The following is a 14,687-nucleotide window of genomic DNA, read 5'->3' on the forward strand; positions in this document are numbered from 1 at the left end:
GGAGCGTTGGCGCGGGCCGGCGCAGTCTTGACCGCGGCTTCCTGGCGAACCAGGGTGCGGGTCGCAGCGGCTGGCTGGACTTCTTCGACTTCGGCAGCGGCAGCAGCGATTTCATAGCTGGACTGGCCTACTGCGGCTTCCGGGCTGTCATCGCGCAAACGCTGAACTTCGAAGTGCGGCGTTTCGAGGTGATCGTTCGGCAGGATGACGATGCGGGCGCGGGTGCGCAGTTCGATCTTGGTGATCGAGTTGCGTTTTTCGTTAAGCAGGAAAGCAGCCACCGGGATCGGCACTTGTGCACGAACTTCGGCGGTACGGTCTTTCAGGGCTTCTTCTTCGATCAGGCGCAGGATCGCCAGGGACAGCGATTCAACGTCACGGATGATGCCGGTGCCGTTGCAACGCGGGCAGACGATGCCGCTGCTTTCGCCCAGGGACGGACGCAGGCGCTGACGGGACATTTCCAGCAGGCCGAAGCGCGAGATGCGACCGACTTGCACGCGAGCGCGGTCGGCTTCCAGGCATTCGCGGACTTTCTCTTCCACGGCGCGCTGGTTCTTGGCAGGGGTCATGTCGATGAAGTCGATGACGATCAGGCCGCCGATGTCGCGCAGGCGCAACTGACGGGCGATTTCTTCGGCGGCTTCAAGGTTGGTCTGCAGGGCGGTTTCTTCGATGTCGCTGCCTTTGGTGGCGCGCGCCGAGTTGATGTCGATGGACACCAGGGCTTCGGTCGGATCGATAACGATGGAGCCGCCGGAAGGCAGTTCAACAACGCGCTGGAAAGCGGTCTCGATCTGGCTTTCGATCTGGAAACGGTTGAACAGTGGAACGCTGTCTTCGTACAGCTTGATCTTGCTGGCGTACTGCGGCATCACCTGGCGGATAAAGGTCAGGGCTTCGTCCTGGGCTTCAACGCTGTCGATCAGCACTTCGCCGATGTCCTGGCGCAGGTAATCGCGGATGGCGCGGATGATCACGTTGCTTTCCTGATAGATCAGGAAAGGCGCGGAGCGATCCAGCGAGGCTTCTTTGATGGCGGTCCAGAGTTGCAGCAGGTAATCGAGGTCCCACTGCATTTCTTCGCTGCTGCGGCCCAGGCCGGCAGTGCGAACGATCAGTCCCATGTCAGCCGGGGCAACCAGGCCGTTCAGGGCTTCACGCAGTTCGTTGCGCTCTTCACCTTCGATGCGGCGGGAGATACCACCGGCACGCGGGTTGTTCGGCATCAGCACCAGGTAACGACCGGCCAGGCTGATGAACGTGGTCAGGGCAGCGCCCTTGTTGCCGCGTTCTTCTTTTTCGACCTGAACGATGACTTCCTGGCCTTCGCTCAGGACGTCCTTGATGTTGACGCGACCTTCCGGGGCTTTCTTGAAGTATTCGCGGGAGATTTCTTTAAGGGGCAGGAAGCCGTGGCGCTCGGAGCCGAAATCGACAAAGGCAGCCTCAAGGCTTGGTTCGATGCGAGTAATCCGGCCTTTATAGATGTTGGCCTTCTTCTGCTCGCGTGCACCGGATTCGATGTCCAGGTCGTAGAGGCGTTGGCCATCTACCAGTGCAACACGCAACTCTTCGGGTTGAGTTGCGTTAATCAGCATTCTTTTCATGTAGTACCGTCGGTTTCCGGGCTGCCGGAAACGGCGTTCGGCACACACGACTTCTCACGGTCGGTGTCAGGTGCGTCAGGAGTGGTTGGACACTCCAGTGTCTAGCGAACCCGGCCAATTGGGCCGATGTCGCGACGTACGCGTCCTGCTTGCTGTGGCTACTTAAGCACTCAGTCAGGAGGAGGAATCAACCAGTGGCTGTGGACGAGATGAAGCGTCTTGATAAAGCCTATTGCTACACAGTCCAGCGGTTGTGCATCTCCACCCTACACGTATCCCTGATAATTCGGGTGCTGCCGCGCGCAGAATCCGCAGCGGGTTGGCATTTACCGTGAGCTCCAAAAGGGGAGGTCACGCATCATGGCTAATTTAGGCGGTGTTTCCGAAGCGTTCGCTCGGGGTCATTCGCAGCTGACTGCACTTTGTGAACTGGCCATGAATATTGGCTCGCAAGGGGGAGTGAAAACTCGGCTTTGCGGCTTGATTCAGGCCTCATGTCACCTGCGCTCGTTACACCTGCAAACTCCACCGTTACGTAGCGAAAGCTCCGTAGGACGGCCTCGCGTCCTGGTGAATTGCGTTGGTCAGGGCCGGTTTTTGACCGTTGGTCCACTGTCCAGGCCGCTTTTGGCGGCGTTCGCGACTATAGCAGTAATGATTAAGTGCTTCAATTCCATAAAAATTGTTATCATCCGCGACATGACGACTACTGCCCCTTCGACCCCAGCCGTACAACTGCTGGAGGTCTCGCCGGAATATGCCGGCCAACGTATTGATAACTTCCTTCTCGCTCGGCTCAAAGGCGTGCCCAAGACCTTGATTTATCGCATTTTGCGCAAGGGCGAAGTGCGGGTGAACAAAGGTCGGATCAAGCCCGAATACAAGCTGCAGGCGGGTGACATCGTGCGCGTTCCGCCCGTTCGCGTGCCTGAGCGCGATGAGCCGGTGCCGCTGGCACAAGGCCTGCTCCAGCGTCTCGAAGCCTCGATCGTGTTCGAGGACAAGGCGCTGATCGTGATCAATAAGCCCGCCGGCATTGCCGTTCACGGTGGCAGCGGCCTGAATTACGGCGTGATCGAAGCCTTTCGTCAGTTGCGTCCCGATTGCAAAGAGCTTGAGCTGGTTCACCGGCTCGATCGTGACACGTCCGGTCTGCTGATGATCGCCAAGAAGCGCAGCATGCTGCGTCACTTGCACACGGCGTTGCGCGGTGATGGCGTCGATAAGCGCTATATGGCGCTGGTCCGCGGTAACTGGGCGGCCTCGATCAAGCAGGTCCGGGCGTCGCTGGGCAAGAGCAATCTGCGTTCCGGCGAGCGCATGGTCGAGGTCGACGAGGAGGAGGGCAAGGAGTCAGTGACCGTGTTCAAGGTCCTGCGTCGTTTCGGCGACTTTGCCACCATGATCGAAGCCAAGCCAATCACCGGCCGCACCCACCAGATCCGCGTCCACACCTTGCACGCCGGGCATTGCATCGCCGGCGACACCAAGTACGGTGATGACGATTTCAGCAAGGAAATTCGTGATCTGGGCGGTAAGCGTCTATTCCTGCACGCCTACATGCTGACAGTACCGCTTCCAGATGGCGGTGAGCTGAAGCTGCAGGCGCCGGTGGATGAAATGTGGGCCAAGACCGTGGAGCGCCTGAGTGCACCCCTCTGATTACAAGCTGCTGATATTTGATTGGGATGGCACTCTCGCTGACTCCATTGGTCGGATTGTCGAAGCGATGCATGTGGCGTCCGAGCGGTCCCGGTTCGAGTTGCGCGATGATTTTGCCGTCAAGGGCATCATCGGCCTCGGGTTGCCTGAAGCGATTCGCACCCTGTACCCCGACATTACTGACGCCGAGCTGATTGCGTTCCGCGAGCATTATGCGGATCACTATATTGCGGCGGAGGCCGTGCCTTCGCCGTTGTTCGAGGGTGTGGTCGAGTCGATGGAGGCGTTTCGCGCCCAGGGCTATCGCCTCGCGGTCGCCACCGGAAAAGCCCGTCGCGGGCTGGATCGGGTGCTGAAGGCTCACGGTTGGGAGGATTATTTCGATATCACCCGCGCGGCCGACGAAACCGCCAGCAAGCCCCATCCGCTGATGCTCGAACAGATTCTCGCGCATTGCGAGGTTGGTCCAGAGCAGGCGCTGATGGTCGGCGATTCGTCCTTTGATCTGCAAATGGCGCGTAACGCCGGCATGGATTCGGTAGCGGTCAGCTATGGCGCTCAATCGATCGAAGCGCTGAACGCGTTTGAGCCGAGACTGGCGATTGACCGTTTTTCACAATTGCATGCCTGGCTGAATCAGCAGGTTTAATAGTTTTTTGCTGGGGTAGTGGTCATGACCGACGAATGGAAAGCGCCCGAAAAGTCGAGCGCAGAGAGCGGTGACGAAAAAAGCTGGAAGCTGCTGGAAAAGACCCTGCTGGCAAGTGTCCAGGAGCAGCGTCGGTCCCGTCGCTGGGGGATTTTCTTCAAGCTGCTGACCTTCGTGTATCTGTTTGGCGCGTTGATTCTGTTTACGCCGCTGATGGACATGGAAAAAAGCGCGACTCGCGGCTCCCACTACACGGCGCTGATCGACGTGACCGGTGTGATCGCCGACAAGGAGCCCGCCAGCGCCGACAACATCGTGGGCAGTCTGCGTGCAGCCTTCGAGGATGAAAAGGTCAAGGGTGTGATCCTGCGAATCAACAGCCCGGGTGGCAGTCCGGTGCAGTCGGGTTACGTCTATGACGAGATCGGTCGTTTGCGCGCGCTGCATCCGGACACCAAGGTTTACGCGGTGATATCCGATCTTGGCGCTTCTGGTGCGTATTACATCGCCAGTGCTGCGGATCAGATTTATGCCGACAAGGCGAGTCTGGTGGGCTCCATTGGTGTTACGGCGGCCGGGTATGGCTTTGTCGGCACCATGGAGAAGCTGGGTGTCGAGCGGCGTACCTACACGTCCGGCGAGCACAAATCTTTCCTTGATCCGTTCCAGCCGCAGAAGCCTGAGGAAACTCAATTCTGGCAGGGTGTGCTTGATACGACGCACCAGCAATTCATTGGTAGCGTGAAGAAGGGGCGGGGCGATCGTCTGAAAGACAAGGAGCATCCGGAGTTGTTCTCCGGGTTGGTCTGGTCTGGTGAGCAGGCTTTGCCGCTCGGCTTGATTGATGGTCTGGGCAGCGCCAGTTCGGTTGCACGTGATGTGATCGGTGAGAAAGAACTGGTCGACTTTACCGTTCAGGAGTCACCGTTCGATCGCTTCTCGAAAAAGCTCGGTGCCAGCGTGGCTGAGCAATTGGCAATGTGGATGGGTTTTCAGGGTCCGTCGCTGCGCTGATTGTTTGAGTGCATAAAAAAACCGGCCCAAGTGGCCGGTTTTTTTAAGTCAGGGAATCTGCACACTTTCAGCGAGCAGCATGTCGATCAGGCGAATCAGTGGCAGGCCGATCAGGCTGGTGGCGTCCGGGCCTTCAGTGCTTCTGAACAGGCTCACCCCTAGTCCTTCCGCTTTGAAGCTGCCAGCGCAGTCGTAGGGCTGCTCGGCGTGCAGATAACGCTCGACGCGTTCGCTGTCGAGTGTGCGCATGTGGACGGTGAAAGGCACGCAGTCGACCTGGCAAACCCCGGTTTGACTGTTGAGCAGGGCCACGCCCGTCAGGAAGGTCACGCTTTTACCGCTGCAGGCCAGCAGTTGTTCCCGGGCCTTATCAAAGGTATGGGGCTTGCCGATAATGTGTTCGCCGAGGACGGCTACCTGGTCGGAGCCGATAATCAGATGAGCGGGATGGCTCTGCGCAAGTGCCTGGGCTTTCTCCGTGGCGAGTCGCTTCACCAGCGCTATGGCGGACTCACCCGGACGATGGCTTTCGTCGATATCCGGCGAGCTGCAGGTGAAGGGCAGCTGTAAGCGGGTCAGCAATTCCCGGCGGTAAACCGAGCTGGAAGCGAGTAATAAAGGCAGCATGCGCAACTCCAAAAGTCAGGCGCGAATTCTAGCGAGGCTTCCAAGTGACGGACAGGGCTGAATTTCCTTTGACATGGCTGGGTGCATCCCTATAATGCTGCGCCTATGTTGAATGACCCGATTCCACCTCACGTTGACCCGCGCAAATTGGCTGACCGTGGCACCACCCTTCAAGGTGAACTGCTGCTGGCCGATTTGGAGAGACTCTGCGACCCGCTTTCCGATACTGTCGGTACGGTGCAGGCTAAATTCGTTTTTGAACGAGATGAACGTAAATCTGTGGTAATTCACAGCTTTATCGACACCGAGGTCAAAATGGTTTGCCAGCGTTGTCTTGAGCTGGTCACCCTGCCGATCCATAGCGAATGCAGTTATGCTGTGGTGAAGGAGGGTGCGAATACCCAGTCGTTGCCGAAAGGTTATGACGTGCTGGAACTGGGCGAAGATCCATTGGATCTGCAGTCACTGATCGAGGAGGAGCTTTTGCTCGCCTTGCCCATTGTGCCTGCTCATCATCCGGAAGAATGCCAGCAGCCGGCGGGTCTCGATGAGCCCGAACCGAGCGAGGACGAGGTAACGCGGTCCAACCCGTTCAGTGTATTGGCGCAGTTAAAGCGTGACCCAAACGTTTAGGAGTTAATCAATTATGGCTGTTCAGCAGAACAAAAAATCCCGCTCTGCCCGTGACATGCGTCGTTCGCACGATGCCCTGACGGCAAGCACTCTGTCTGTAGAAAAAACCACCGGTGAAATTCACCTGCGTCACCACGTATCGCCAGAAGGCGTATACCGTGGCCGTAAAGTGATCGACAAGGGCGCTGACGAGTAATCACTTGTCTGCTCAAGTCATCGCGATTGACGCAATGGGCGGGGACTTCGGTCCCCGCAGCATTGTTCAGGCCAGCCTTGCTTGCCTGTCTGCTACACCCTCGCTGCACCTGACCCTCGTCGGTCAACCCTCCCTCTTAGAAGAGTTGCTCTCCGGTCATTCGGCTGTGGACCGCGCGCGCCTGTCAATTACACCGGCCTCCGAAGTCATCACCATGGACGAGAAGCCCGCCCAGGCATTGCGCGGCAAGCCGGACTCGTCGATGCGCGTGGCGCTGGAACTGTTGCGGGATGGCAAGGTGCAGGCTTGCGTCAGTGCGGGTAATACCGGTGCGCTGATGGCGTTGTCGCGCTTTGTGCTGAAAACGTTGCCGGGTATCGATCGACCGGCGATGGTGGCGGCAATTCCGACGCAGAAAGGTTATTGCCAGTTGCTCGATCTGGGGGCTAACGTCGATTGCAGCGCCGAGCATCTGTTGCAGTTCGCTGTGATGGGGTCGGTTGCGGCGCAAGCCCTCGGTATTGTTCGTCCACGTGTTGCGCTGTTGAACATCGGCACCGAGGACATCAAGGGCAATCAGCAGGTCAAGCTGGCAGCGACCTTGCTGCAGGCTGCCCGTGGCATCAACTACATCGGCTTTATCGAGGGTGACGGCTTGTACCGCGGCGAAGCGGATGTGGTTGTGTGTGACGGATTTGTCGGCAATATCCTGCTCAAGTCGAGCGAAGGCCTCGCGACCATGATTTCGGGGCGCATCGAAGCCCTGTTCAAGAAAAATATCGCGTCACGAATGGTCGGCGCACTGGCGTTGCCCCTGATGAGGCGCCTGCAGGCTGACCTGGCTCCGGCGCGACATAACGGTGCCAGTTTTCTGGGACTGCAGGGAATCGTGGTGAAAAGCCATGGGTCGGCGGGGGTTCAAGGTTTTCAAAGTGCCATTTCCCGAGCGCTGATTGAAATCCAGGAAAATCTCCCTGAACGCATACACGGTCGTCTGGAGGATTTGTTGCTTTAGGCGTTTTCGTCGGACAATGCTTAAATGTGACCGCTCAGTTCAATTGGCCATCCAACTGTCAGTTTCTTGCGTCCCCCAGGCGGGACGTCAATTCTTCGACGACAAGATCATTAGGGGCTTGTTACATGTCTGCTTCCCTCGCATTCGTCTTTCCAGGACAGGGTTCGCAGTCCCTCGGCATGCTGGCCGAGTTGGGCGCACAACATCCAGTTGTCCTTGAAACATTCAAAGAAGCTTCCGATGCTCTGGGTTACGACCTCTGGGTGCTGACCCAGCAAGGGCCGGAAGAGCAACTCAATCAAACCGATAAAACCCAGCCGGCCATCCTGACCGCCTCGATCGCCTTGTGGCGTCTCTGGCTGGCAGAAGGCGGCGCGCGTCCGTCTTATGTGGCCGGTCACAGCCTTGGCGAATACAGCGCCTTGGTGGCGGCCGGCAGCCTGAGCCTCGGTGATGCGGTCAAACTGGTCGAAACCCGTGGCAAGCTGATGCAGGAAGCCGTTCCGGCCGGGCAGGGCGGCATGGCTGCGATCCTTGGTCTGGAAGATGCCGATGTACTGGCGGCCTGTGCCGAAGCGGCGCAAGGCGACGTAGTCAGCGCGGTCAACTTCAACTCCCCTGGCCAAGTGGTCATCGCGGGCGCCAAGGCGGCGGTTGAGCGTGCCATTGAAGGATGCAAGGCGCGTGGTGCCAAGCGCGCCATGCCATTGCCGGTCAGTGTGCCGTCCCATTGCGAGTTGATGCGTCCGGCAGCCGAACGTTTCGCCGAGTCAATCGCAGCGATCGACTGGCAAGCGCCCCAGATTCCTGTGGTTCAGAACGTCAGCGCCAGCGTGCCGGCCGATCTGGAAACACTGAAACGCGATCTGCTGGAACAACTCTACAAGCCTGTGCGCTGGGTCGAATCGGTCCAGGCACTCGCCGCCCAAGGCGCAACCCAGCTGGTCGAATGCGGGCCTGGCAAAGTGCTGGCCGGTCTGAACAAGCGTTGCGCAGAAGGCGTGTCGACATCCAACCTCAATACCCCAGATGCTTTCGCTGCCGCCCGTGCAGCGCTGGCCTGAATCAGGAGAAACTTGCATGAGCCTGCAAGGTAAAGTTGCATTGGTCACCGGCGCAAGCCGCGGTATCGGCCAGGCTATCGCCCTGGAACTGGGTCGTCAGGGCGCCATTGTTGTTGGCACCGCGACCTCCGCGTCGGGTGCTGAACGCATTGCCGCTACCCTGAAAGAAAACGGTGTTCAAGGCACTGGTCTGGAGCTCAATGTCACGAGCGACGAATCTGTCGCGGCAGTGTTGGCAAGCATTCAGGCGCAATTCGGTGCGCCGGCGATCCTGGTCAATAATGCCGGTATCACCCGCGATAATTTGATGATGCGCATGAAAGATGACGAATGGCATGACGTCGTCGATACCAACCTGAACAGTCTGTTCCGCCTGTCCAAGGGTGTTTTGCGCGGTATGACCAAGGCCCGTTGGGGACGAATTATCAGTATTGGCTCGGTTGTGGGTGCCATGGGCAACGCAGGCCAAGTAAACTACGCCGCAGCCAAGGCCGGTCTGGAAGGTTTCAGCCGTGCACTGGCCCGTGAGGTCGGTTCGCGTTCGATTACGGTAAACTCGGTGGCCCCTGGGTTCATCGACACCGATATGACGCGCGAGCTGCCCGAGGCACAGCGTGAAAGCCTGGTAACACAAATTCCGCTGGGCCGTCTGGGACAAGCACAAGAGATCGCGTCTGTGGTCGCTTTTCTTGCATCCGACGGTGCGGCTTACGTTACTGGGGCTACAATCCCGGTGAACGGCGGGATGTACATGAGTTAAATGTGACGGGTTGCTTCAAAAAAATGTCATACGAGCTGTCTAAAATCCGTTATAAAGCTGCAATCTATTTATAGGCAGAGGGCTACCGGGTTTGAGGAGTGAAGCTTTCAGTTGAAAAACTGAAAAGTCTTTCTATACACTTACCCACTGGCCAGCTGCCTGAATTTGTCCATTAGGAGTGAAAACAAGGTATGAGCACCATCGAAGAGCGCGTCAAGAAAATCGTTGCTGAGCAACTGGGCGTTAAAGAAGAAGAAGTGGTCAACACTGCTTCCTTCGTTGAAGACCTGGGTGCCGACTCCCTTGACACCGTTGAGCTGGTGATGGCTCTGGAAGAGGAATTCGAGACCGAAATCCCTGACGAAGAAGCTGAGAAGATCACTACCGTACAAGCTGCAATCGACTACGTTACTAGCCACCAGGCGTAATAGTTTGTAATCGTTGCTTGCTGTCATGGAAAAACCGCACTGCCATCATGGCGTGCGGTTTTTTCTTTAGGCCTCATGCAAAGTCGTCATTTGAAAAAGGAGAGTGCTGTGTCGCGTAGACGCGTCGTAGTCACCGGTATGGGTATGTTGTCGCCACTGGGCACGGATGTGCCGAGCAGTTGGCAGGGCATTCTGGCTGGCCGCAGTGGCATTGGTCTGATCGAACACACCGACCTTTCTGCCTATTCCACCCGTTTTGGCGGCTCGGTAAAGGGCTTCAATGTCGAGGAATACCTTTCGGTCAAGGAAGCGCGCAAGCTCGACCTGTTCATTCAATACGGCCTGGCTGCAGGGTTTCAGGCGGTACGCAACGCCGGCCTGGAAGTGACTGATGCCAATCGTGAACGCATCGGCGTAGCCATGGGTTCGGGTATTGGCGGCCTGACCAATATCGAAGAAACCAGCCGCACACTGCATGATTCCGGCCCACGACGGATTTCTCCGTTTTTCGTGCCTGGCTCGATCATCAATATGATTTCCGGCTTCCTGTCCATCCACCTTGGAGCACAGGGGCCTAACTACGCCATTGCCACGGCCTGTACCACCGGTACTCACTGTATTGGCATGGCGGCGCGCAACATCATGTACGACGAAGCTGATGTGATGATTGCCGGCGGCGCCGAGATGGCCGCGTGCGGTCTGGGCATGGGCGGTTTCGGTGCCTCTCGTGCGCTGTCGACTCGCAACGACGAGCCGACCCGTGCCAGCCGTCCGTGGGACAAGGGCCGTGACGGCTTCGTGCTGTCTGACGGTGCCGGTGCTCTGGTTCTGGAAGAACTGGAACACGCCAAGGCCCGTGGTGCGACGATCTACGCCGAGCTGATCGGTTTCGGCACCAGTGGCGATGCCTACCACATGACGTCGCCACCGGCTGACGGCGCGGGTGCTGCCCGTTGCATCACCAATGCGCTGCGCGATGCCAAGATCAATGGCGATCAGGTTCAGTACATCAACGCCCATGGTACCTCGACCTCCGCCGGTGACCTGGCGGAAGCTTGTGCCATCAAGTCGGTGTTCGGCGATCACGCCTACAAGCTGGCCGTCAGTTCGACCAAGTCCATGACAGGTCACCTGTTGGGCGCCGCGGGTGCGGTCGAGGCGATCTTCAGCGTCCTGGCAATCAACAGCCAGGTAGCGCCGCCGACCATCAACCTCGATGAGCCGGACGAAGGTTGCGACCTCGATTTTGTGCCGCACACGGCGCGCAATATGGATATCGATGTTGTCCTGTCCAACTCCTTCGGGTTTGGCGGTACCAACGGCTCGCTGGTGTTCCGCCGGTTCGCTGAATGATGGACAGCTGGGTCGACGGTCAGCCGGCTGACGCTCTGTCGCTGAAGGATCGCGGCCTGGCTTACGGCGATGGTCTGTTTGAGACCATTGCCGTGCGACGCGGACAACCTCTGTTACTGGATCGGCATCTGTCGCGCCTGATGGACGGTTGTTCGCGTCTGCGCATCGCTACCGACCATGATCTGGTTCGCGAGGAGCTGGTGGCCTTTGCCGCGATGCTGGGCGAGGGCGTGCTCAAGTTTATCCTCACCCGGGGCGACGGTTTGCGCGGTTACGCCGCTGATCCCTTGGCCCAAGGCCGACGCATTCTGCAAGGCAGCGCTGCGCCAGCTTATCCGGTCGACAATGCCGAGCAGGGCATTCGTCTATTCCCTTGTGTGACTCGCCTCTCCAGACAACCTTTGCTCGCCGGTCTCAAGCACCTGAATCGCCTTGAGCAGGTGATTGCGCGATCCGAATGGCAAGACACCGGGCATGCCGAAGGCCTGATGCTCGATCATGCCGGACGTGTCATCGAGGGTGTGTTCAGCAACCTGTTCCTGGTGCGTAATGGTGTACTGATTACCGCCGATCTCAAGCGTTGTGGTGTCGCCGGCGTGATGCGTGCCGAATTATTGTTTCAAGCCGAGTCATTGGGGATGCCTACGCAAGTCACCGATATCACCCTCGAACAGCTGCAATGGGCTGACGAAGTCTTTGTTTGCAACAGCGTTTATGGCATTTGGCCGGTGTGTGCCTACGCTGCACTGAGCTGGCCGGTTGGGCCGCTCACCCGTAAACTCCAAACCATTGCCCGCGCGCTACTGGATGCTTGATTCGTGAGACGTAAATTCTTGCTACTGCTGGAAACCGGATTGGTTCTGGCAGGGCTGCTGTTGGGCGCTTCTGCCTGGAAAATCCATTCGGCGCTGGAACAGCCGCTGAACATCACCCAGGAAGAAATGCTGGAAGTGCCAAAAGGCACGACACCTACCCGTACCCTCTACCGACTCGAAGCCGATGGCGTTATCAAAGACGCGTTCTGGCTTCGTGTCTATTGGCGCTTCAATCTCGCTCGACAACCCCTGCACAGTGGCGAATACCGCATGTTGCCCGGCATGACCGTAGAAGGGTTGATCGACCTGTGGAAGCGCGGCGAAGTTGTTCAGTACAGCGTGACGCTGGTTGAAGGCTGGAACTTCCATCAGGTTCGCGCGGCATTGGCCAAGGATGAAAAACTCGAGCAGACCCTCGATGGTTTGAGCGACGCCCAGGTGATGGAAAAACTCGGCCACGCCGGGATCTTTCCGGAGGGGCGCTTTTTCCCTGATACCTATCGTTTCGTTCGAGGAATGTCCGACGCCGAGCTGCTGAAGACGGCCTATGAACGCCTGGACGAAGTGCTCGCCAAGGAGTGGGAGCAGCGCGCCGCTGACGTGCCTTACACCGAACCTTATCAGGCGCTGATCATGGCCTCCCTGGTGGAAAAGGAAACCGGTGTGCCACAAGAGCGCGGGCAGATCGCCGGCGTATTTGTCCGGCGCATGGCCATGGGCATGCTGTTGCAGACGGACCCGACGGTGATCTACGGGCTTGGCGACCGCTACAGTGGCAAGTTGACCCGCGCCCATCTCAAGGAAGCGACGCCTTACAATACGTACGTGATCTCGGGTCTGCCGCCGACTCCGATTGCAATGGTCGGACGCGAAGCGATCCATGCGGCGTTGAATCCGGTGGCCGGCAACAGTCTGTATTTCGTTGCGCGTGGCGATGGCAGCCATGTGTTCTCTGACGATCTGGATGCGCACAACACCGCGGTGCGTGAGTTCCAGATCAAGCGCCGCGCAGATTACCGTTCAAGTCCGGCGCCAGCTTCAGGGCCAGAAACGCAGAGTGCTGAAACGCCAGCGGGTGAAGCTCCGATCCCCGCCGCTTCACCCAATCCCGATCCCGAGGCATTGCCGCCAGAAGCGCCACAGCAGGTAGAACCCAATGAACCGGTACCTGCTCCCGCTTCCGAGCCGGATGCAACTGCGCCGCAAAGCCCGCAATGACACTGATTAAGGACTGCCTGTGACTGGCTTGTTTATCACCCTGGAAGGCCCCGAAGGCGCTGGTAAAAGCACGAATCGTGAATACCTGGCCGAGCGCTTGCGCGCCGCCGGCATTGAGGTCTTACTGACCCGCGAGCCGGGCGGTACACCGCTGGCTGAACGAATCCGCGACGTGTTGCTGGCGCCGGTCGACGAAGTCATGCACCCGGATACAGAGTTGCTGCTGGTGTTCGCCGCGCGAGCCCAGCATCTGGCTGAGGTGATACGTCCAGCGTTGGCACGTGGCGCGGTGGTGTTGTGTGACCGCTTTACTGATTCCACCTATGCCTACCAGGGCGGCGGGCGCGGCTTGTCGCTTGAGCGTATCGCGGCACTGGAAACGTTCGTTCAAGGTGATCTGCGCCCGGACATCACGTTGATTTTCGATCTGCCCGTGGAAATCGGCCTGGCGCGTGCAACTGCTCGAGGACGCCTCGACCGCTTCGAGCTCGAAGGCCGCACATTTTTCGATGCCGTGCGCGGTGCGTTTCTCAAGCGCGCGGAAGCCGACCCGGCGCGTTACGTGCTCGTCGATGCTGCCCAGCCGCTGGCGCAGGTTCAGCAGTCTCTGGACGCCTTGCTGCCGCGCTTGCTGGAGTTGACCCGTGGCTGAAGCCTATCCGTGGCAGGACGCACTCTGGCAGCAATTGGCCGGTCGCAAGCAACATGCGCACGCCTACTTGCTGCATGGTCCGGCGGGAATCGGCAAGCGCGCCCTGGCGGAACGTTTGATGGCCAGTTTGCTGTGCCAGCGTCCCAGTGCTCAGGACGCTTGCGGCGAATGCAAATCCTGCCTGTTGCTGAAGGCCGGCAGTCATCCCGACAACTACATCCTGGAACCGGAAGAAGCCGATAAGGCGATCAAGGTCGATCAGGTTCGTGATCTCGTCAGCTTCGTGGTGCAGACCGCGCAAATGGGCGGGCGCAAAGTGGTGTTGATCGAGCCGGTAGAGGCGATGAACATCAACGCCGCCAACGCCTTGCTCAAAAGCCTCGAAGAGCCTTCGGGCGATACCGTGTTGCTGCTCGTCAGCCACCAGACCAGTCGGCTGTTGCCCACCATCAAGAGTCGCTGCGTACAGCAGGCGTGCCCATTGCCCAGTGAGGCCATGAGCCTTGCATGGCTGGCAAAGACATTACCGGATTGTTCCGAAGAAGAGCGCGTCGAACTGCTGACCCTGGCGGCGGGTTCGCCACTGGCGGCGGTCAACTTGCAGGCGCAAGGCGTGCGTGAGCAGCGGGCGCTGGTGGTCGATGGCGTGAAGAAGCTCCTCAAGCAACAGCAATCGCCGACCCAACTGGCGGAAGGCTGGAATGCGATTCCTTTGCTGCTGTTGTTCGACTGGTTCTGCGACTGGTCGAGCCTCATATTGCGCTACCAGTTGACCCAGGATGAAGAAGGGTTAGGGCTGGTGGACATGCGTAAGGTGATTCAGTACCTCGCGCAAAAGTCCGCTCAGGATAAAGTGCTGAATATTCAGGACTGGATCCTTGCCCAGCGCCAGAAGGTCATGAGCAAAGCTAACCTCAACCGGGTGTTGCTCCTCGAGGCGCTGTTGGTGCAATGGGCGTCTTTGCCTACCCAGAAGTGATCGAGTGTGCCT

The 14,687-nt window shown here is 58.6% G+C and carries 16 protein-coding genes; 14 read left to right on the forward strand and 2 right to left on the reverse strand.

The features are described from left to right. Positions 1–1,610, reverse strand: a 1,610-nt coding sequence (rne, locus tag GBC55_RS05515) for a ribonuclease E (RefSeq protein ID WP_247266864.1), incomplete at its 3' end; no start/stop codon positions are given. A gap of 699 nt (positions 1,611–2,309) precedes the next feature. On the opposite strand from rne, the gene rluC reads away from it, so the two are divergent. From rluC to sppA, 3 genes are read left to right on the forward strand one after another with little or no spacing between them, the layout of a single operon-like run. Then, positions 2,310–3,272 carry a 23S rRNA pseudouridine(955/2504/2580) synthase RluC gene (gene rluC, locus GBC55_RS05520; protein ID WP_162436435.1) on the forward strand — a complete coding sequence of 321 codons (963 nt, stop codon included), beginning with the start codon at positions 2,310–2,312 and terminating at the stop codon, positions 3,270–3,272. Further along, positions 3,259–3,921 (forward strand): HAD-IA family hydrolase, encoded by a 663-nt coding sequence (locus tag GBC55_RS05525; protein WP_162436434.1) that lies wholly within the window; start codon positions 3,259–3,261, stop codon positions 3,919–3,921. Before rluC ends, GBC55_RS05525 begins: the two co-directional genes overlap by 14 nt. A gap of 24 nt (positions 3,922–3,945) precedes the next feature. Continuing rightward, positions 3,946–4,935: a signal peptide peptidase SppA gene (gene sppA, locus GBC55_RS05530; RefSeq protein ID WP_162436433.1), complete on the forward strand. Its 990-nt coding sequence runs from the start codon at positions 3,946–3,948 to the stop codon at positions 4,933–4,935. A 48-nt stretch (positions 4,936–4,983) separates the two neighbouring features. On the opposite strand, the gene GBC55_RS05535 is transcribed toward sppA, so the two are convergent. Beyond that, positions 4,984–5,562 (reverse strand): nucleoside triphosphate pyrophosphatase, encoded by a 579-nt coding sequence (locus GBC55_RS05535; protein ID WP_162436432.1) that lies wholly within the window; start codon positions 5,560–5,562, stop codon positions 4,984–4,986. A 105-nt stretch (positions 5,563–5,667) separates the two neighbouring features. On the opposite strand from GBC55_RS05535, the gene GBC55_RS05540 reads away from it, so the two are divergent. From GBC55_RS05540 to GBC55_RS05590, 11 genes are all read left to right on the forward strand, one after another. Continuing rightward, positions 5,668–6,195 (forward strand): YceD family protein, encoded by a 528-nt coding sequence (locus tag GBC55_RS05540; protein ID WP_004371317.1) that lies wholly within the window; start codon positions 5,668–5,670, stop codon positions 6,193–6,195. Between the two features lie 13 nt (positions 6,196–6,208). Then, entirely contained in the window at positions 6,209–6,391 is a 183-nt protein-coding gene (rpmF, locus tag GBC55_RS05545; protein ID WP_008152339.1) for a 50S ribosomal protein L32, read from the forward strand. A 4-nt stretch (positions 6,392–6,395) separates the two neighbouring features. Further along, positions 6,396–7,406: a phosphate acyltransferase PlsX gene (gene plsX, locus GBC55_RS05550; protein ID WP_162436431.1), complete on the forward strand. Its 1,011-nt coding sequence runs from the start codon at positions 6,396–6,398 to the stop codon at positions 7,404–7,406. A gap of 125 nt (positions 7,407–7,531) precedes the next feature. Then, positions 7,532–8,470 (forward strand): ACP S-malonyltransferase, encoded by a 939-nt coding sequence (gene fabD / locus GBC55_RS05555; protein WP_162436430.1) that lies wholly within the window; start codon positions 7,532–7,534, stop codon positions 8,468–8,470. Between the two features lie 16 nt (positions 8,471–8,486). Further along, positions 8,487–9,230, forward strand: a complete 744-nt coding sequence (gene fabG, locus GBC55_RS05560) for a 3-oxoacyl-ACP reductase FabG (protein WP_162436429.1) — start codon at positions 8,487–8,489, stop codon at positions 9,228–9,230. A 191-nt stretch (positions 9,231–9,421) separates the two neighbouring features. Then, entirely contained in the window at positions 9,422–9,658 is a 237-nt protein-coding gene (acpP, locus tag GBC55_RS05565; RefSeq protein WP_003175607.1) for an acyl carrier protein, read from the forward strand. Between the two features lie 108 nt (positions 9,659–9,766). After that, positions 9,767–11,011 carry a beta-ketoacyl-ACP synthase II gene (gene fabF, locus GBC55_RS05570; RefSeq protein WP_162436428.1) on the forward strand — a complete coding sequence of 415 codons (1,245 nt, stop codon included), beginning with the start codon at positions 9,767–9,769 and terminating at the stop codon, positions 11,009–11,011. Further along, positions 11,011–11,826 carry an aminodeoxychorismate lyase gene (gene pabC, locus GBC55_RS05575; protein ID WP_162436443.1) on the forward strand — a complete coding sequence of 272 codons (816 nt, stop codon included), beginning with the start codon at positions 11,011–11,013 and terminating at the stop codon, positions 11,824–11,826. The genes fabF and pabC overlap by 1 nt, the downstream gene beginning before the upstream one ends. 3 nt (positions 11,827–11,829) lie before the next feature. Beyond that, entirely contained in the window at positions 11,830–13,044 is a 1,215-nt protein-coding gene (mltG, locus tag GBC55_RS05580; protein WP_162436427.1) for an endolytic transglycosylase MltG, read from the forward strand. Positions 13,045–13,063: 19 nt separating this feature from the next. Next, positions 13,064–13,696, forward strand: a complete 633-nt coding sequence (tmk, locus tag GBC55_RS05585; protein WP_162436426.1) for a dTMP kinase — start codon at positions 13,064–13,066, stop codon at positions 13,694–13,696. After that, positions 13,689–14,675, forward strand: a complete 987-nt coding sequence (locus tag GBC55_RS05590) for a DNA polymerase III subunit delta' (protein WP_162436425.1) — start codon at positions 13,689–13,691, stop codon at positions 14,673–14,675. Before tmk ends, GBC55_RS05590 begins: the two co-directional genes overlap by 8 nt. Positions 14,676–14,687: the final 12 nt, after the last annotated feature.

The sequence above is a fragment of the Pseudomonas sp. TNT3 genome (assembly GCF_010095445.2).
In the GTDB taxonomy this organism is placed as follows: Bacteria; Pseudomonadota; Gammaproteobacteria; order Pseudomonadales; family Pseudomonadaceae; genus Aquipseudomonas.

Bases quoted from the DNA above. Each gene is read 5' to 3' on its own strand.
- GBC55_RS05540 (WP_004371317.1), top strand. From the start codon at position 5,668: ATGTTGAATGACCCGATTCCACCTCACGTTGACCCGCGCAAATTGGCT.
- fabD (WP_162436430.1), top strand. From the start codon at position 7,532: ATGTCTGCTTCCCTCGCATTCGTCTTTCCAGGACAGGGTTCGCAGTCC.
- acpP (WP_003175607.1), top strand. From the start codon at position 9,422: ATGAGCACCATCGAAGAGCGCGTCAAGAAAATCGTTGCTGAGCAACTG.
- GBC55_RS05535 (WP_162436432.1), bottom strand. From the start codon at position 5,562: ATGCTGCCTTTATTACTCGCTTCCAGCTCGGTTTACCGCCGGGAATTG.
- sppA (WP_162436433.1), top strand. From the start codon at position 3,946: ATGACCGACGAATGGAAAGCGCCCGAAAAGTCGAGCGCAGAGAGCGGT.
- fabG (WP_162436429.1), top strand. From the start codon at position 8,487: ATGAGCCTGCAAGGTAAAGTTGCATTGGTCACCGGCGCAAGCCGCGGT.
- rluC (WP_162436435.1), top strand. From the start codon at position 2,310: ATGACGACTACTGCCCCTTCGACCCCAGCCGTACAACTGCTGGAGGTC.
- pabC (WP_162436443.1), top strand. From the start codon at position 11,011: ATGGACAGCTGGGTCGACGGTCAGCCGGCTGACGCTCTGTCGCTGAAG.
- rpmF (WP_008152339.1), top strand. From the start codon at position 6,209: ATGGCTGTTCAGCAGAACAAAAAATCCCGCTCTGCCCGTGACATGCGT.